The sequence below is a fragment of the Pseudoxanthomonas daejeonensis genome (assembly GCF_010093205.1).
Taxonomy (GTDB): domain Bacteria; phylum Pseudomonadota; class Gammaproteobacteria; order Xanthomonadales; family Xanthomonadaceae; genus Pseudoxanthomonas; species Pseudoxanthomonas daejeonensis.
The window spans coordinates 54,423-72,099 of record NZ_PDWN01000018.1 but is presented as its reverse complement, the minus strand read 5'-3'; the positions used below and the strand labels follow the sequence as shown (position 1 = coordinate 72,099).

Annotated in this window: 12 protein-coding genes; 6 read left to right on the top strand and 6 right to left on the bottom strand. The window is 68.1% G+C overall.

What is annotated here, in order from left to right; translation table 11 throughout:
• Nucleotides 1-83 (top strand): IS3 family transposase (locus CSC65_RS16395; protein WP_162410968.1); only part of this gene is annotated, 83 nt, incomplete at its 5' end.
• Nucleotides 84-340: 257 nt separating this feature from the next.
• On the top strand, nucleotides 341-667 hold the full coding sequence (locus CSC65_RS15425; protein WP_162411475.1) for a nucleoside triphosphate pyrophosphohydrolase family protein: 327 nt from the start codon (nucleotides 341-343) through the stop codon (nucleotides 665-667).
• Nucleotides 668-707: 40 nt separating this feature from the next.
• On the opposite strand, the gene CSC65_RS15420 is transcribed toward CSC65_RS15425, so the two are convergent.
• The 5 genes from CSC65_RS15420 to CSC65_RS15400 form a co-directional block, all read right to left on the bottom strand.
• On the bottom strand, nucleotides 708-1,823 hold the full coding sequence (locus tag CSC65_RS15420) for an endo-1,4-beta-xylanase (RefSeq protein WP_162411480.1): 1,116 nt from the start codon (nucleotides 1,821-1,823) through the stop codon (nucleotides 708-710).
• 57 nt (nucleotides 1,824-1,880) lie between these two features.
• Nucleotides 1,881-4,607 carry a beta-galactosidase GalB gene (galB, locus tag CSC65_RS15415; RefSeq protein ID WP_162411474.1) on the bottom strand — a complete coding sequence of 909 codons (2,727 nt, stop codon included), beginning with the start codon at nucleotides 4,605-4,607 and terminating at the stop codon, nucleotides 1,881-1,883.
• 182 nt (nucleotides 4,608-4,789) lie between these two features.
• A complete protein-coding gene (gene uxaC / locus CSC65_RS15410; RefSeq protein WP_162411473.1) occupies nucleotides 4,790-6,214 on the bottom strand; it encodes a glucuronate isomerase in 1,425 nt (474 codons plus the stop codon).
• Nucleotides 6,215-6,263: 49 nt separating this feature from the next.
• Nucleotides 6,264-9,155, bottom strand: a complete 2,892-nt coding sequence (locus CSC65_RS15405) for a glycosyl hydrolase 115 family protein (protein ID WP_162411472.1) — start codon at nucleotides 9,153-9,155, stop codon at nucleotides 6,264-6,266.
• A gap of 40 nt (nucleotides 9,156-9,195) precedes the next feature.
• Entirely contained in the window at nucleotides 9,196-10,506 is a 1,311-nt protein-coding gene (locus tag CSC65_RS15400; RefSeq protein WP_162411471.1) for an MFS transporter, read from the bottom strand.
• 378 nt (nucleotides 10,507-10,884) lie between these two features.
• On the opposite strand from CSC65_RS15400, the gene CSC65_RS15395 reads away from it, so the two are divergent.
• The 4 genes from CSC65_RS15395 to CSC65_RS15380 all read left to right on the top strand — a co-directional run bounded on the left by CSC65_RS15395 (nucleotide 10,885) and on the right by CSC65_RS15380 (nucleotide 17,338).
• Nucleotides 10,885-13,848, top strand: coding sequence for a TonB-dependent receptor (locus tag CSC65_RS15395; protein WP_162411470.1), 2,964 nt, complete (start codon nucleotides 10,885-10,887; stop codon nucleotides 13,846-13,848).
• A gap of 127 nt (nucleotides 13,849-13,975) precedes the next feature.
• On the top strand, nucleotides 13,976-15,460 hold the full coding sequence (locus tag CSC65_RS15390) for an MFS transporter (RefSeq protein WP_162411469.1): 1,485 nt from the start codon (nucleotides 13,976-13,978) through the stop codon (nucleotides 15,458-15,460).
• Nucleotides 15,461-15,477: 17 nt separating this feature from the next.
• Nucleotides 15,478-16,512, top strand: a complete 1,035-nt coding sequence (locus CSC65_RS15385; protein ID WP_162411468.1) for a glycoside hydrolase family 43 protein — start codon at nucleotides 15,478-15,480, stop codon at nucleotides 16,510-16,512.
• On the top strand, nucleotides 16,502-17,338 hold the full coding sequence (locus CSC65_RS15380; protein ID WP_162411467.1) for an aldose 1-epimerase: 837 nt from the start codon (nucleotides 16,502-16,504) through the stop codon (nucleotides 17,336-17,338). The genes CSC65_RS15385 and CSC65_RS15380 overlap by 11 nt, the downstream gene beginning before the upstream one ends.
• A gap of 6 nt (nucleotides 17,339-17,344) precedes the next feature.
• Here the strand turns inward: CSC65_RS15380 and CSC65_RS15375 are convergent, their stop codons facing one another.
• A complete protein-coding gene (locus tag CSC65_RS15375; RefSeq protein ID WP_162411466.1) occupies nucleotides 17,345-17,584 on the bottom strand; it encodes a hypothetical protein in 240 nt (79 codons plus the stop codon).
• Nucleotides 17,585-17,677 lie beyond the last annotated feature (93 nt).

The following is a 17,677-nucleotide window of genomic DNA, read 5'->3' as shown; positions in this document are numbered from 1 at the left end:
ACTACGTCAGGTTCTACAACCACCAGCGGCTGCATTCGGCGCTGGGGTACCGCTCACCGGTGGAGTTCGAGCAGTGCTGCTAGAGAGCCGGTGTCCACTTTTTCGTAGGAACTGCCACCCGCTTCGCGGATCGGCGTGTTTCAGGCGTTGAACCACAGGCAGTCGCGATCATGCGCCGGGGGACATCCGTTGGCATTGGGTTCGCAAGCGGTGACGACAACATGCCGGTCTCAACATTCTGGCGGTGGCGGACGCGCCTTGATGGCCGTGCCGACCAACGATTCCTTCGAGCCGCACCTGCCAGGCGGGTTGGCGTGGCTCAATCGTTATGGGGCGGGTGATGAACTTCAGCGATCTTGAAAAGGCTGCACTTCAACTCAACGGCTTGTACGAGCAGCTCGAGGTGAAAAGGTACGGGCGCGCCTGGAACACGGAAGAGCTTGCGCTGGGCTTCGTCGGCGATGTGGGCGATCTGGCCAAGCTCATTCAAGCCCATGCCGGCATCCGCACGATCGACGATTGCCAGGCGAAGCTCGCGCACGAACTGTCGGACTGCCTCTGGTCAATTATGGTTCTTGCCAACAAGTGCGGCGTCGACCTCGAGGCCGAGTTCGTCAGGAGCACCCGCGAGATTGCCGCACACGTCTCGGGCGAGCTCGCCAGGTAACCCGCAGCTCGCCCGCGGGAGCCCGGCGCGGGGAGGGGAGTTACTCGCGCGGCACCGCGAGCACCGCGTCCAGCGCCGGCTTGGACCGGTACTGGCGATCGAACAGCAGCGGATAGTTGATCCGGTGCGGGATCGGGTAGTCGTTCTTCCACGACATGGAATCGTGCACGCCCCAGACGCTCACCCGGTCGATCTTGTCGCGTCGGCCGCGGAAGATCCGGAACAGCTCGGCGTAACGGTCCGCCAGCTGCTGCTGCACCGCCGGCGGCAGGCCATCGCGGTACGGGTCGAGGAAGCGCCTGAACTCGGGCAGCTGGAACTGCGGATGCGCCATGCCCTGGCCGATGATCTGGCCTTCCTTGGTCAGCGGCAGCACGTCCACGTCCAGCTCGGTGATCATCACCTTGACCCCGAGCGCGGCGTAGGCGTCGATCGCCGCTTCGATGTCGGCGGTGGCCGGATAGTCCAGGCCCCAGTGTCCCTGGATGCCGATGCCGTCGATGCGGATGCCGTGCGCCTGCAGCATCTTCACCATGCGCACGATGCCGTCGCGCTTCTCCGGCCGCCAGGCGTTGAAGTCGTTGTAGTACAGCTCCGTACCGGGCGCGTACTGCGCCGCGAACCGGAACGCCAGGCGAATAAGCTCATCGCCGTCGCCGATTCCGCGGACCCAGGTGGTGTCGCGGTACTGGCCGTCCTCGCCGATCTGCTCGTTGACCACGTCCCAGGCGTCGACGCGCCCGGCGTAGCGCCCGGCGACCTTCTGGATGTGCTGGCGCATGCGTTCGGTCAGTGCATCGCGGCCCACCGGCGTGCCATCGGGCGCCTTGAAGAACCACTCGGGCGTCTGGTTGTGCCAGACCAGGGTGTGGCCGACGATGAACATGCCGTGCTGCTCGCCGAAGGCCACGAACGCATCGGCGCCGGCGAAGTCGTAGACGCCCGGGCGCGGATTGACCACTTCGGCCTTCATCGCGTTCTCCAGCGTGATCGCGTTGAAGTGCAGCGGCACCAGTGCCTGCGCGCGCGCGTCGCGACCTGAGACGATGTCGTCGTTGACCGCGGTGCCAAGCAGGAAGTCGTCGGCGAAGGCGCCCTTGAGCGTCGTCGCGGCCTTTGCCGGCGTGGCGGCGCGCGCCTGGGAGGGCATCGACATCGAGGCTACGCCCAGTGCGGCGGCAAGTGTCAGCAGGTGGACGCGCATGAAGGTCTCCTAGCGATTGCGTGGGGCAGATGTGGCGGGCGACGTAGCGAGAGTGATGCTTGCGCCCTGCAGGCCGGCGGCCCGGGCGTGCACGGTCACGGCGCCGGATTGGCCGTGCACGCCGCGCACGATGGCCAGCGCCATGCCACTGAAGGCATCGCGCTCAAGCGAGGGGAACGCGGTCAGGTCGGCGGCATTGCCGTTGTCGGTGGCCACGATCTGGCCGGGGCCTTCGATGCTGAAAGTGATGCGGTTGTGTGCGGCAGGCACCATGCGGCCGGCGGCATCGAGCACGCGTACCGTCAGGAACGACAGGTCGCGGCCGTCGCCGGCAATGCGGGTGCGATCGGCGACCAGTTCCAGCCGCGCCGGTGCGCCGGCGGTCTGCACGGCGTCGTCCGCCCACGGTTTGCCGTCGCGGTACGCCTGCACGCGCAGTACGCCGGGCTGGTAGACGACCTGGTCCCAGCGCAACCGGTATTCGTACGGCCCTTTCTTCCTGCGGCCCTGGGAGACGCCGTTGACGAACAGTTCGGCCTCGTCGCCCGAAGTGAACACGTGCACGGGCGTGACCAGGCCTTCGCGACCGGGCCAGGTCCAGTGCGGCAACAGGTGCGCCATCGGCAGGTCCGGGCGCCAGCGCGACTGGTACAGCCAGTAGCGGTCCTTGGGAAAGCCGGCCAGGTCGATGATGCCGGTGTAGGAGCTGCGCGCGTCGTAGTAGGGCGTCGGCTCGCCGAGGTAATCGAAGCCGTTCCAGACGAACTCGCCGGCCACGTAGGGATGGCGGTCCAGCGCGGCGAACACCTTGTCGGCGCTGGAACCGAAATCCACCGCGTGCTGTTCGTACGCGCTGACCTGCCTGAGCGTCGAGTCGCCGCCACGGCCATCGCGGATCGGCGCGCTCGCCTGCGGCGATACCGGGAACAGGTAGACGCCGCGGCTGCTGGCCGCCGAGGCGGTCTCGCTGCCCATGATCACCTTGTCCGGGAACGCGGCGCGGAAGGCCGGGTACTGCGGCGGCGTGCGGATGCGATCGGTGCCTTCGAACTCCGGCTCCTGGCGGATGCCCTCGCCCTGGTAGTTCAGGCTGATGGTGTCGAAGGCGCTGGCGAAGGGCATGTCCGGCTTGGCCCAGTTCATCGAGGCGCCGGTCGGGCGGGTCGGGTCTTCCTCGTGCGCGATCGCGCTCAGCCGGCGACCGATCGCCGCGCCTTCCTCGCCGGTGTACTGCTCGCCGACTTCGTTGCCCACGCTCCACAGGACGACCGAGGGATGGTTGCGGTCGCGGCGGACCATCGCGCGCAGGTCGGCCTCGTGCCAGTCAGGGAAGACGAGATGGAAATCCAGCGGGGTCTTCTTGCGCTCCCAGGAATCGAACACCTCGTCGATCACCAGCAGGCCCATCCCGTCGGCCAGGTCGAGCAGCTGCGGGTCGGGCGGGTTGTGCGCCAGGCGGATCGCATTGACGCCCATGCCGCGCAGGATCTCCAGCTGGCGTTCGGCCGCGCGCCGGTTGAACGCGGCGCCGAGCGCGCCCAGGTCGTGGTGCTGGTTCACGCCGCGCAGCGGGATGTGCTCGCCGTTGACCACGATGCCGCGGTCCGGATCGAAGCGGACTTCGCGGATGCCAAAGCGGGTTTCGTAGCGGTCGACCACCGTGCCATCGCGGGTGAGCGTGGTGATGGCCACATGGCGGTGCGGCTGCTGGTTCGGCGGCGGGCCCCACAGGCGCGGCGTGTCGATGCGGACGGAAGACTGCAGGCGCGCGCTGGCGCCGGCAGCGACGTCCAGCGGTTGCGGCGCGATGCGCGCGATGGCCTTGCCGGAAACGGCGCCGTGCGGGTCCAGCGCGAAGATGTCGGTGGCGACCTGCAGCCGCGCATCGCGATCGCCGGCGTTATCCACGTCCACGCGCAGGTTGACCGTGGCCGATCTGGTCGACACGTCGGTGGTGGTGACGTACGTGCCCCACTGGGCGACGTGCACCGGGTCGGCGAGGGTCAGCCACACGTCGCGGTAGAGGCCGCCGCCGGGATACCAGCGAGCCGATCCGGGCGGGTTGTCCAGGCGGATCGCCAGCTGGTTGTTGCCGCCGAATGCGACATACGGGGTGAGATCCACGCGCCAGCTGTTGTAGCCGTAAGGCCAGCCGCCGACGAGATGGCCGTTGAGCCAGACCGTGGCATAGGACATCGCGCCGCCGACGTCGAGGAATACCTGGCGTCCGGCCGCGCTTGCCGGAAGGTCGAGCGTGCGCCGGTACCAGCCCACGCCCCAGCTCGGCAGGCGGCCCATGCCGCCATAGGGCCCGTCGGCGATGAACGGGCCGGCGATGGCCCAGTCGTGCGGCAGGGTTACTTCATCCCAGTTGCTGTCATCGAACGCGGCCTGCACGAAAGCTACGTCGCTGCCTGGATCGCCCGCACCAGGCGCCGCTGACGGGCGCGCGTGGCGCCTGGCGGGATCGGCAATGAGCAGGTTGGCGGTGGGCAGGATCCAGAGCTTGAGCACCTGGCGCGTGCTTTCGACCTTCTCCGCGGCATCCGGGCGTGCGTCGGCGTCCTTGCCGTCCGCGCTCTGCACGACCTCCGGGCGCACGTCGTAATCAAGCCGGCCTTCGACGCCCGGCGGATCGCCGCGGTGGAAGCGCCAGCCACTGTCGAGCCGGAACTGTTCGCGAGGGGAAGGCTGGGTGGCAGACGCCGATACCGGCGCCAACACGACCAGGGCCATGAGCAATGCGATGCGCTTCGTGGCGGCACCACACCTCCACAAAAGCGACCGGCCTGTACGACCCGGGGCGCGCCGCCTGTTCCGCTGCCGCTCGCGCGCCCCCACCGGGAAAAGGGACGGGCCTCGCGTTACGGGGCAGGCCGGTGGCGTAGCCGGCGGACGCAACGTGGCCGCGCAGTCCCTCACAACCGGTAGGCGCGCTTTGGCAGGTGGTAGGCCAGGTCGATGGCCACATCGGTCGCTTCGTCCTCGTCGATCCGGTGTTCGGCCACCAGCTTGGCCAGCACCGCGCAGTCGATGCGACGGGCCACATCGTGCCGCGCGGGAATGGAGAGGAACGCGCGGGTGTCGTCGTTGAAGCCGACGGTGTTGTAGAAGCCGGCGGTGGCCAGGGTCTGTTCGCGGAAGCGCCACATGCCCTCGGGGGCATCGTGGAACCACCAGGCCGGGCCGAGGAACAGGCAGGGGTAGTGGCCGGCCAGCGGACCGAGCTCGCGCGAGTAGGTGCTCTCGTCGAGGGTGAACAGGATCAGGGTGAAGCCGGGCTCGTTGCCGAAGCGGTCCAGCAGCGGCTTGAGCGACTGCACGTACTCGGTGCGCAAGGGAATGTCGGCACCCTTGTCGCGGCCGTAGCGTTCGAACAGGCCGCGATTGTGGTTGCGGAAGCAGCCCGGGTGGATCTGCATCACCAGGCCGTCGTCCAGGCTCATCGCGGCCATTTCGGTCAGCACCTGGGCGCGGAACAGCTCGGCCTCGGCGGCGGTGAAGCGGCCGGAGACGACCTTGGCGAACAGCAGCCGTGCTTCGTCCGGCGACAGGTCGGCAGTGGCGCAGGTGGGATGGCCGTGGTCGCTGGAGGTGGCGCCCATCGAGGCGAAGAACGCACGGCGCTGGCGGTGCGCGCGCAGGTAGCCCTGCCAGCTGTGCACGTCTTCGCCGGTGATCTCGCCGAAGCGGCGCAACGCGTCGGGGAACTGCTCGTGTTCCGGATCGACCACCGGATCGGGCCGGTAGGCGGTGATGACCCGCCCTTTCCACCCGCTTTCGCGGATCACCGCGTGGTGCTCCAGCGGATCCAGCGGCGATTCGGTGGTGGCGATCACTTCGATGTTGAAGCGCTCGAACAGCGCGCGCGGCAGGAAGTGCGGGGTCTGCAGCGCCGCGGTGATGGTGTCGTAGTACGCGTCTGCCGTGCCCGCATCCAGGCGCGAGCGAAGACCGAACACGTCGTGGAAGACATGGTTGAGCCACATCGAGGAGGGCGTGCCGCGGAACAGGTGGAAGTTCTCGGCGAACACGCGCCAGGCCGCGCGCGGGTCGACCTGCGCGCGGCTGCCGTCGGCGCGCGGGATGCCCAGCGCGTCGAGGCTTATCCCCTGGCTGTAGAGCATCCGGAACACGTAGTGGTCCGGCACCAGCAGCAGTTCGGTCGCATTCGCGAACGGCGCGTTGCCGGCGAACCAGGCCGGATCGGTGTGGCCGTGCGGGCTGACGATCGGCAGCGTGGCGACCTGCGCGTAAAGGCGGCGGGCGATGCCGCGCTGGGTCGGCTCGGTGGGGAACAGGCGGTCTTCGTGCAGCTGGAGGGGGCGGCCGGTGGCGTTCATGGGGATGGATCCGGATCGGGTGCGTGGGGATGGAGTAGCCAGGGTGCCGTCAGCGGCGCGCGCTTTCCGGCGGTCCCAGGGTGGTGGGTGGCCAAGGCCGGCGCACGACTTCGATGCGCTGGAATACCACGCCCGGGTCGACCAGCCACAGCCTGAGGGTGTTGGCACCGGCGCGGACGCGATGGCGCGAACTGGCCACGTGCGAGTTGTCGATCACCGCCGCTTCCCAGGCGCGGAAATCGCGGTCTCCCGGGGTCGGGTCCAGGCGCATGTTCACCACCTGCGGCGTCGTTTCGTCGTTGATGGAAACGGCGTAGCGCAGGCCGCCGCGATGGCGGATGTCCAGGGTGGGCGACATCACCACGCGCACCTCGACCTCGCCGTCGTGGTCCATGACCAGCGGGTATTCCAGGCGCGCGCCGTCGCCACCGGGCGTCGCCGGTTCGCCGGTCGCCGGCCACGCGGTGACGCCCGAGAGCGTGCGGCCCAGGTTCGGGACCACCTGCCACGCGCCACCGGCCGGGGCGACGGCACGACTGTGGTGCTGGGCCTCGATCGCGACCACGCCATTGCCTTCAACGAAGCCGCGCACGCCACGGTGCGCCGGCGGTTTGTGGACCGGCACGGTGACCGTCACCTCGGTCCAGTCCTTGCCGCGGATGTAGAGCCGGCCCTCGTGCTCCCCCTCGGGCAGCGCATTCCAGTCGACTTCGATCTTCAGCGGCTGCGCGTCCTGCACGTCGCCGGACGCGGGCGAGACCTTCAGCCATGGTGTCTTCGTGCTGGCGGTGAAGCCGATCTTCTGGCGGCCGCCGTTGAACACCACCACCTCGCGGCTCGGCGCACCGACCGGATCGAGCACCGGCAGGCGCGGGCCTTGCAGCGGGTAGGGCCAGCGGCGCGCGTCGCCTTCGATGGCCACGCCGGTGACGCCCTTCTCCGGCACGTCGACGGTGGCCAGGGCGGGAAGGACATTGCGTTCGGGCGACTGCCAGTGGGTGTAGCCGATGCGCGGCTGCGACATCATGCTGGTCCACTTGCCGCCGGCGATGTCCTGCTCGTAGACGCGCTGCAGTTCGGCGTCGCGCGCGAACAGTTCGCGGGCCTTGTCGCCCCACTGGTTGGCCGAGGCGCGACCCTGCGCGGCATACAGGCGATTGCGCCCCACGGCCACGTGCAGGTGGTTGAGGTTGGCGCTTGCCAGCACCGGGTATTCGACCAGCTGGTACCAGGCATCGCGGTGGCTGGCGGGGATCTTCGCGCCGAGTTCGAGCGTGCGCTTGACCAGGGCGTCCCAGCCTGCGAGCACGCGATCGGCCTCGTGCTCGTGGACCAGGCTCCAGGTGTCGGGCGACAGCAGTTCCGGCTTGCGCCGCGCGTTGTACTGCGTGTAGCGGGAGAGGATCGCGCCGATCTCCGCGGCGTGCGCAGGGCCGAACTGTTCGGCGGCCCAGGCGGCCGGATAGCGGCTGATCCATTCCAGGTCCGCGGCGTCCGGGTTCCAGGCCTGGTCGAGGAAGGCGCTGATCGGCAGTTCCATCGGCTTGATGTCGCCGACGTTCACGATCCAAAGCCGTTCGACGCCGTGCGCCCAGGCCAGGCGCATCTGCTCCCAGGCGCGTTCGACCTGGGTGGTGTTGAGCCACTTGTAGTTGCGCGGACCCCCGACGTAGTCGAAGTGGTAGTACACGCCGTATCCACCAAGGCGCGAACCGCCCGCGCGCTTGCTGGCGGGATCGGGCAGGCGCCGGATATTGCCCCAGTTGTCGTCGGCGAACAGCAGGGTGACGTCGTCGGGCACGCGCATGCCGGCGTCGTAGTAGTCCTGCACTTCCTTGTACAGGGCCCAGACCTGCGGGGTCTGTTCGGCCGGCTTGCCGGTGACCTCGGCAATGATCTTGCGCTGGTCGTCGACGATGCGCTCGAGCAGGGCGGTCGCCGTGCCCTCGGCCATGGCCTCGTCGCCGTCGCCGCGCATGCCCAGTGTGACCACCACCTCGTGGCCCTTCAAACGCTCGACGCCACCGCGCCAGAATTCCTGCAGGACCTTGCTGTTGCTGTTGTAGTCCCAGCGGCCTGTGCCGTGCCGCGACCACTCGTCGTGGGCGCGCATCATCGGCTCGTGGTGGGTGGTGGCGATGATCACGCCGTATTCGTCGGCGACCTCGGCGTTGCGCGGGTCGTCTTCATAGAAGGCACGCGGCTGCCACATCGCCGGCCACAGATAGTTGGCCTTGTGGCGCAGGATCAGCTGGTACACGCGCTCGTAGAACTGGTGGTTGGCGCCGCCATAGGTGGCCTTGAGCCAGCCGCCCAGCGCCGGGTCCTCGTCATTGATGAAGATGCCGCGGTACCGGACCTTCGGTGCGTCGGTGAAGCGGCCGGGTGCGACGTGCAGGTTGGCGTGGCGCGGCGGCGGCACGTCCGCCCACCAGGTCCACGGCGACACGCCGATGCGGCGCGAGATTTCGTACACGCCGAAGATCGTGCCGCGCTTGTCGGCACCGGCAATGAGCAGGGCGCGGTCGATGCCCGGTTCGGGGCTCTCGACGACCTGCAGCAGGTAGGCCTCGTTGCGACCGGCCACGTCGCCCGTGTCGATGCCGTGTTCGCGCACGATCCGGTCGATGCGCGCGCTGTGGCCGAGGGTGCCGGCGATGACGGCCAGCCGCTGCGGGGACTGGCCGGTCGAGAACGCCGCCTCGCCACCGGCCACCGCCGACAGGTCTGCGCGCAGGTCGCGCGCGGCACGCAGCACGCCGGGATGGTCGCCCGCGTCGACAAGCACGGCGGCGGGATGGCCGCCGTCGATCAGCGCGAGCGAACCACGCACCCCGGTCTCGTGGATGGATGCCGGGGCGGCGGTGGATTGCGCCGCGTGCGCCCGCGGGCCAGCGGCCAGCATCGCCGTGGCCGCGAGGAAAAGCAGCAGGGTCTTCATCGATCGCATCGGGTCATTTGCACACTTGGGTCGTGGCGGCTCAGGCCGCCGGGAGTTCGGGTCCGGATTGCTGGAGCCTGGCCGGGTCCAGTCGCGGCGCCAGCAGGTGCACCACCAGCAGGGCGACCAGGTAGGCCGAACCGGCCATCAGGAAGACCGGCACGTAACTGCCGGTGGTCTGCAGCAGGAAGCCGATGAAGGTGGCGATCATCATGCCGCCCACCGCGCCGGCGAACCCGCCCATGCCCACCACCGATCCGACCGCATGGCGCGGGAACATGTCGGAGGTGAGGGTGAACACGTTCGCCGACCAGCCCTGGTGGCCGGCGGTCGCCAGCCCGATCAGTGCCACCGCGACCCAGAGGTTGTCGGCGCGCGCGGCAAAGATGATCGGCACCACGCACAGCGCGCAGACCAGCATCGCGGTCTTGCGTGCGCGGTTGATGCTCCAACCGCGCCTGACGAATCGACCGGCCAGCCAGCCGCCACCGATGCTGCCGACGTCGGCCATCACGAAGATCGCGATCAGCGGCAGGCCCAGGCCGGTCAGGGTCAGGCCGTACTCGCTGTGCAGGAACTTGGGCAGCCAGAACAGGAAGAACCACCAGATCGGGTCGGTGAGGAACTTGGCCGCGACGAAGGCCCAGGCCTGGCGATGGCGCACGATCTGCGACCACGGCACGCGCACCACCGCTTCCGGGGGGTCGCTGCGGATCCATTGCAGTTCGGCGGCGGACACGTGCGGCTGCCGCTCCGGTGCGCGGTACCACAGCAGCCAGACCACCAGCCAGGTCGCGCTGAGCACGCCGGTGACCAGGAATGCGGCCTGCCAGCCCCACGCCACGGCCACGACCGGCACCATCAGCGGCGCTACGATCGCGCCGATGTTGGAGCCGGAATTGAAGATGCCGGTGGCCAGGGCACGCTCGCGCCGCGGAAACCATTCGGCCACGGTCTTGATCGCCGCCGGGAAGTTGCCGGCCTCGCCCAGGCCGAGGAAGAAGCGGGCGAGGATGAAACCGCCGACCGTCGCGGCCAGGGCGTGGCTCATCGCGGCCACGCTCCACACCGCAATGGCGATCGCATAGCCGATCCGCGTGCCGAGCCGGTCGATGATCGCGCCGGCGCAGAGCAGGCCGATGGCGTAGGCGGCCTGGAAGGCGGTGACGATGTAGCCGTACTGGATTTCGTTCCAGCCGATGTCCTGTTGCAGGAACGGCGCCAGCACGCCCAGCACCTGCCGGTCGATGTAGTTGATGGTGGTCGCGGCCAGCAGCATTGCGCAGACGCGCCAGCGGTAGCGGCCTCCCGGCGTGTCGGCGGCCTTGTCGGCGATCGCACCCGCGCTCATTTCGCGCCCTGTACGCAGCGGCGGTGGTCATGCAGTCGGTACATGCAGCGCCCCTCCCAGGGCTGGCCGAGGCCGAAAAATTGATAGCGCTATCATTAACACAGCCGCGCGGTTGCGCCCAGCGCGACAGGCCTGATCCGCTGTTGCGACGAAAAAACCCTGAAAACATGGTGCATCGCATCAATCGCGACGCCGCCGCCAGGTGCGCTGGAATCCTATGTTGCTATGCAGCGTGCGCGTTAAAATATGGTAGCGCTACCATCCGCCATCGTTCGCGGGACCCGGTTTAGGACGCGATCCAGCCGGGTATCAGTACGGGACGAAACGCGCCGCCTCCCTCTGGAGGTGGTTCATCACCAGAAACGGGAGGGGAGTACGGTGCAGAAGCATCTTGCAAGAAACACGCTGTCGCGCGCGTTGAGCGCGGCGATCCTCGGTATGGCCGCCACCGCCGCCATGGCACAGGAAGTTGCGGCCCCGCAAGCGCAATCCGGCCCGCAGGCCGCGCCGGCCGAACAGGTCACCGACCTGGACAGCGTGGTCGTCAAGGGCTTCCGCCAAAGCCTGCAGTACTCGACCGAAGCCAAGCGCGATTCGACCGGCTTCACCGATTCGATCTTCGCCGAGGACATCGGCAAGTTCCCCGACACCAACATCGCCGAGTCGCTGGCGCGCGTGCCGGGCATCCAGCTCAACCGCGACGTGAACGGCGAAGGCCTGAACATCGCCATCCGCGGCCTGCCCAACAGCTTCACCAAGACCACCATCAACGGTGCGTCGGTCGCCACGGCCTCGATCGGCCTGGATGCGACCAACCAGAACCGCGAAGTCGACCTGAACCTGTTCCCGACCGAGTTCTTCAACCAGGTCACCGTGTACAAGTCGCCCACCGCGAGCCTGGTCGAGGGTGGCGCGTCGGGCGTGGTCGACATGCGCAACTCGCGCCCGTTCGACATCTCCGGCAACCACATCACCTACTCGTTGCAGGCCGACCACAACACCAACTCCGGCGGCGTCAGCCCGCGCGGCTCGGTGATCGGCAACTGGACCAACGAGGAAGGCACCTTCGGCGCGCTGGTAGGCCTCACCTCCACGCGCGGCAAGATCGGCGTGGAAGGCTACGAGACCATCGGCTGGACCAACCCGAACCTGACCAACGCCCAGTGCGGCAACGGCGGCGCGGCCGGTGGCTTCCCGGCCCTGGGACAGCCCTGCAACGTGACCGGCGGCAACGGCTGGCGCATCCCCGACGTGGTTCCGAACAACCCGTCGACGATCGCTGCCGGACTGACCCCCGGAACGCCCATCGACGCAGCCTGGCTGCAGGCCAACAACCCCGGCCTGACCCCCGCCCAGATCGGCGAGGCGCTGATCCCGCGCCTGGGTCGCCCGGTGCACATGAGCGGCGACCGCGACCGTGACGGCTTCCTGGGTTCGTTCGAATGGCGGCCCAACGATTCCATGCACTTCTGGCTGGACTCGATGTACACCAAGGCGCGCCGCACCAACAGCCGCGTCGACATGAACCTGGTCGGCCGCAACGGCGGCATGATCCCGCTGGACATGCAGCTGGACGCGAACAACGTCGTCACCAGCGCCACCTTCACCAACGCGCAGTTCTTCCTCGAGCACCGCGAGTACATCGAGGACGTGCAGTACTGGCAGGTGTCCCCGGGCGGCCGCTTCTGGTTCGGCGACGAGCAGAACATCAGGCTCGACGTGCAGGCCAACACCAGCCGCAGCTGGATGTTCCGCGAATCGCCCACGATCCTGGTCAATTCGCCGTTCACCACTTTGGAGTACACCAACGGCGGAGCCATCCCGTCGTGGAACACCGGCCTGGACCTCAATGATCCGAACCTGGGCTGGACCTGGGTGGGCGGCCGCCTGAACGTGCAGAACGAGAAGCGCGTGACCGAGACCAGCGGCGTGCGCGCCGACCTGCAGTTCGGCGAGGACAACAAGAACGTCAAGGTCGGCGTGGCCTGGGACCAGAACGAGCGCCGCATCCAGGGCTTCGACAACAGCGGCGCCTGGGAAGACCTGGCCTGCCGTGGCCTCAACGCGGACGGTAGCGTGCCCGTGCCGCGCCCGGCCTGTGCCGGCGGCCCGCTGGCGGCGGTCACCAACGCGGAGCTGGCCGGCTACCTGCGCCCGGGTCCGCACGGCTTCATCGTGGCCGATGCCAGCCGCTTCAAGAACGACACCAACTATGCGTTCTTCCGCGACAACGCCCCCGAGTCCGGCGGTCCGAACACCGGCGGTGCCACCGGTGGCTTCGACGAGGACACCTTCGCCGCCTACGTGGAAGTGAACGGCGAATCGGAAATCTGGAACCGCAACCTGCGCTTCAACTTCGGCGTGCGTTACGCCCAGACCGACCAGATCGTATCCGGCCCGGTCACCATCGGCGGCGTGCGCCAGTGGCAGTCCCTGGATGGCGACTACAGCGAGTGGCTGCCGTCGTTCAGCGCAGCGTGGGACGTGGCCGATGACGTGGTCGTGCGCATGTCCGGTTCGCGGACCATGACCCGTCCGAACCCGAGCTCGATGCTGCCTGCCACCACCTTCACCGACCAGTCGGCGCAGGTGGCCAACCAGGGCAACCCCGACCTGACCCCGTACATCTCCAACAACTTCGACCTGGGTGGCGAGTGGTACACGGGCGACGAGGGCTTCGTCGGCCTGACCCTCTTCAACAAGCGCATCGAGGGCTACACCTTCCAGGGCGTGACCACCCGTCCGTTCACCGACCTGGGCATCCCGTTCGATGACCTGAACGACACCCAGCAGCTGGCGATCAACAACCGCGGCGGCCCGAACGTGGCCACCGTCAACGTGAACCAGCAGGTCAACGCAAACGCCGAGCTCGAGATCCGCGGCTGGGAGGCGATCTGGGTGCAGCCGCTGGGCTTCGTCTTCGAAGGCCTCGGCTTCATGGCCAACTACACCGACATCGACATCAAGACGCTGGGCGCGGACGCCAAGGCCCTGGCGGGCAACGTCTATGGCGTGTCGCCGTCGATGTGGAATGCCACGACGTACTGGGAGAACGACATCGCCTCGGTGCGCCTGTCGTACACCTGGGCCGAGGGCGCCACCGGTACCGGTCCGAACCAGCAGGGCATCCCGTTCGCCCAGATCTACGGCGAGGACCGGGGCCAGCTCGACCTGTCCTCCTCGTACACGCTGGACTGGGTCGCCGGCAAGCCGCAGTTGACCTTCAACATCCTCAACATCACCGGCGAGGAGCGTCGTTCCTACTTCGCCTTCCCGAATGCGGTCAACGACTATTACGATCCAGGCACCACGTACTCCATCGGCATCCGCGGCACGTTCTGAGTCACGGGACGGATGATGCAGCGGTAACCAGCGGCCCGTTCCGGCGTCATGCCGGGGCGGGCCGCTTCCTTGCACAACACCGGTGGCCCAGTCTTACCCGGATCAACCTAGAACAGCCCGAGGACACATGAGCAACAACCCGGAAATCCTCAGCGTCAGGGAAAAGGTCGGCTACAGCCTTGGCGACCTCGCGGCCAATCTGATCTTCCAGACGCTGGTGACGTTCCTGGCGTTCTTCTATACCGACGTGTTCCGCATTCCGGCCGCGACCGCGGCTACGATCATTTTCGTGGTCGGCCTGCTCGGCGCCTTCGTGTTCACCCCGGTGATCGCCCTGCTGGCCGACCGCACCAATACCCGCTGGGGCAAGTTCCGCCCCTGGATCCTGTGGACCGCCGTTCCGTTCGGCGTGCTGTCACTGCTGGCCTTCAGCACGCCCGACCTCGCGCCGTCGGGCAAGGTCGCCTACGCCGCCACCACCTACACGCTGCTGGTGCTCGTCTATGCCGCCAGCAACCTGCCGTATGCCGCGCTGAGCGGCGTGCTGACCGGCAACATGGCCCAGCGCAACAGCCTGTCGGCCTATCGTTTCGTGGCGGTCATGGTCGCCCAGCTGGTGGTCCAGTCGCTGCTGCTGCCGCTGGTGCTCATCCTGGGCGGCGGCGACAAGGTGCAGGGCTTCCACAACGCGATGCTGCTGTTCGCGGTGGTCGGAACTGTATTCCTGCTGATCACCTTCTTCACCACGCGCGAGCGCATCGTGCCGGCCCCCGAGCAGAAGTCCAGCGTGGCCCAGGACCTGTCGGACCTGGCGCGCAACCGCCCCTGGGTGGTGATGCTGCTGCTGACCATCCTGGTGTTCACCACCCTGGCGCTGAAGGGTGGCATGTACGTCTACTACTTCCAGTACTACCTGGACGAGGCGGCGCTGGCGGCGTTCCTGCAGGGCATCGGCTTCAACGCGTTCATCGCCGGCCTGAATTCCGTGCTCACCGGTATCGGCCTGACCTCGTTCCAGTGGCCGGAAGATGCGCCGACCTCGGCCTTCAGCCTGTTCAACGCGGGCGGCATCATCTTCATGATCGTCGGCATCGGCTTCTCCAAGAGGCTGGCCGACCGCTTCGGCAAGCGCGATGTTTTCGGCGCGGCGCTGTTCGTCTCGACGCTGTTCATGCTTGCGTTCTACGTCTACCCGCCGGACCGCATCGGCCTGGTGTTCGTGTCGCAGATCCTGCACGGCTTCTTCTACGGCATCACCATCCCGCTGCTGTGGGCGATGATCGCCGACGTGGCCGACTACTCGGAGTGGAAGAACAACCGCCGCGCCACCGCGATCATCTTCTCGGCGATGTTGTGCGGACTGAAGCTTGGCCTGAGCATCGGCGGCGCGCTGGTGGCCGGCATCCTGGCGCACTACGCCTACCAGGCCGGCGCCGACAGCCAGCCGCAACAGGCCGTGGATGGCATCCGCCTGGCGGTGAGCGTCTATGCCTCGCTGCCGTTCCTGGTGTGCGTGGCCCTGCTGTTCTTCTACGAAATCAACAAGCCCATGGAATCGCGCATCGAGCGCGAGCTGGGCGATCGTCGCGCGCTCGCCGGCGCAACGTCGTGACCTGCGGAGACAAGCCGATGTCAGAACCTTCCCCCACCGAACGCACCGCACTGACCGAGGAACTGCAGGAGCTCGCCGCGCGGGCCATCTCCGCGCCGGTGGTCACCCACATCTACACCGCCGACCCGTCGGCGCACGTGTTCGACGGGAAGCTGTACGTGTACTGCTCGCACGACATCGAGGGCGGCGTGTCGTTCAACGACAACGGCGACCACTTCTGCATGGAGGACTACCACGTCCTGTCCATGGACTCGCCTCAGGGCCCGGCCACCGATTGCGGCCTGGCGCTGCACGTGAGCGAGGTGCCCTGGGCGGAGCGGCAGCTGTGGGCGCCCGATGCCGCGTACCGCGACGGACGCTACTACCTGTACTTCCCGGCCAAGTGCGCCGATGGGCTGTTCCGGATCGGCGTGGCCGTGGGCGACCATCCGGCCGGGCCGTTCAAGCCCGAGCCGCAGCCGATCGCCGGCACCTACTCCATCGACCCGGCCGTGTTCGCCGACACCGACGGCGAGCATTACCTGCTGTTCGGCGGCATCTGGGGCGGGCAACTGCAGAAGTACCGCGACAACGTCCACGCCGTTGCGCACGAGGAACCCACTGGCGACGCACCGGCGCTGGGGCCGCGCATCGGCCGCCTGCGCGCGGACATGAAGGAGCTGGTCGAGGAGACGCGCGAGATCCTGATCCTGGACGAGCACGGGCAGCCGTTGAGCGCCGGCGACCACAACCGGCGCTATTTCGAGGGGCCGTGGCTGCACCTGTACGAGGGCCGCTATTACCTCTCGTACTCCACCGGCAATACCCACTTGCTGTGCTATGCCGTGGGCGACAACCCGTATGGGCCGTTCACCTACCAGGGCCAGGTGCTGCGACCGGTGGTCGGCTGGACGACGCACCATTCGATCTGCGAGTTCGAAGGCCGCTGGTACCTGTTCTACCACGACTCCCTTTTGTCGGGCGGCGTCACCCACCTGCGTTCGATCAAGGTGGCCGAACTGCACCACGACGCGCAGGGCAGGATCGTACCGATCGATCCGTATGGTGTCTGAGGACGGCGCATCGTCCGTCGGCGATCCGGATGCGCCGCTGGCGCCCGGATCGCTGTTGCACATTGGCGACGACACCTTGCGCGTGGAGATCGCGCCGCAGGCCGGTGGGCGCATCGCGCAAATCCACTATCGCGATGTCGCGCAGCTGGTCGGGCCCGGCGACGGGTTCCCCGCGGCAATCGCCTGGGGCAGCTATCCGATGCTGCCGTGGGCCGGGCGCATCCGCCACGGTCGCTTCGATTTCGCGGGACGCCAGTGGCAGTTGCCGCGAAATCTCGAAGGCCACGCGATCCACGGCGTGTCGATGTGGCTGCCGTGGACGGTCGAGGCGCACGATCCGCATTCGGTCGAGCTTTCGCTGCGCCTTCCGCATGACCTGCGCTGGCCCTTCGGCGGCAGTGCGCGGCAGCGGATCGAGGCCGGTCCCCGCCACCTGGCGATGATCCTGTCGGTGCGCGCGGGTGCGCAGGCGATGCCGGTGGCACTGGGCTGGCATCCGTGGTTGCGCAAACCCGGACGCATCGAATTCCACCCGTCGGCGATCTATCCGCGCGACGACGAGGGCATCGCCACGCGGCCCACCGTGCCGCCCACGCCCGGTCCCTGGGACGACTGCTTCGTCAACACACGCGAGGTGGTGGTCCATCGCGATGGACAGCGCCTGCGCCTGTCCTCGGACTGCGAGCGCTGGGTGGTCTACGACGAAACCGCGCACTCGACCTGCATCGAACCCCAGACCGGCCCGGCCGATGCGTTCAACCTCGAGCCGCGGATCCTCGAGCCAGGCGAGTCCCTGCAGGCCTGGTTCCGGATGGAGTGGGACTGAGGCGACTCAGCCGCTGCAGCCGCCGCAGCAGACCGACGGCACGATCACGATGTCAGGCACCTCGACCGGATGCCCGGCCGCGGCCAGGATCGCGGCGACCTCGTCGCGCGCGGCGCAGGTGGAGATGCGCAGGTGCCCGCTCGCGGCATCGAGGTCGACGACCCCGGCCGGATCGGCCTCGAGCAGCAGGCGTTCGATGTGTCCGACGTCGACCGGCCCGGTGCGAAGGATGATGTCGAGTTCCATGGAGCCTCGCGTGGTGCGTTCCGCCGCCTTGGCGCGGAACCGGGAAGAAAAAGACCCGTGCCGCCGCCGGAGCGGCGGCACGGGGTAAGCCAC

Coding starts and splice junctions, on each gene's coding strand:
- uxaC (WP_162411473.1), bottom strand. CDS start 6,214: ATGAACGCCACCGGCCGCCCCCTCCAGCTGCACGAAGACCGCCTGTTC.
- CSC65_RS15375 (WP_162411466.1), bottom strand. CDS start 17,584: ATGGAACTCGACATCATCCTTCGCACCGGGCCGGTCGACGTCGGACAC.
- CSC65_RS15400 (WP_162411471.1), bottom strand. CDS start 10,506: ATGAGCGCGGGTGCGATCGCCGACAAGGCCGCCGACACGCCGGGAGGC.
- CSC65_RS15425 (WP_162411475.1), top strand. CDS start 341: ATGAACTTCAGCGATCTTGAAAAGGCTGCACTTCAACTCAACGGCTTG.
- CSC65_RS15385 (WP_162411468.1), top strand. CDS start 15,478: ATGTCAGAACCTTCCCCCACCGAACGCACCGCACTGACCGAGGAACTG.
- galB (WP_162411474.1), bottom strand. CDS start 4,607: ATGGCCCTGGTCGTGTTGGCGCCGGTATCGGCGTCTGCCACCCAGCCT.
- CSC65_RS15420 (WP_162411480.1), bottom strand. CDS start 1,823: ATGTCGATGCCCTCCCAGGCGCGCGCCGCCACGCCGGCAAAGGCCGCG.
- CSC65_RS15380 (WP_162411467.1), top strand. CDS start 16,502: ATGGTGTCTGAGGACGGCGCATCGTCCGTCGGCGATCCGGATGCGCCG.
- CSC65_RS15405 (WP_162411472.1), bottom strand. CDS start 9,155: ATGAAGACCCTGCTGCTTTTCCTCGCGGCCACGGCGATGCTGGCCGCT.
- CSC65_RS15390 (WP_162411469.1), top strand. CDS start 13,976: ATGAGCAACAACCCGGAAATCCTCAGCGTCAGGGAAAAGGTCGGCTAC.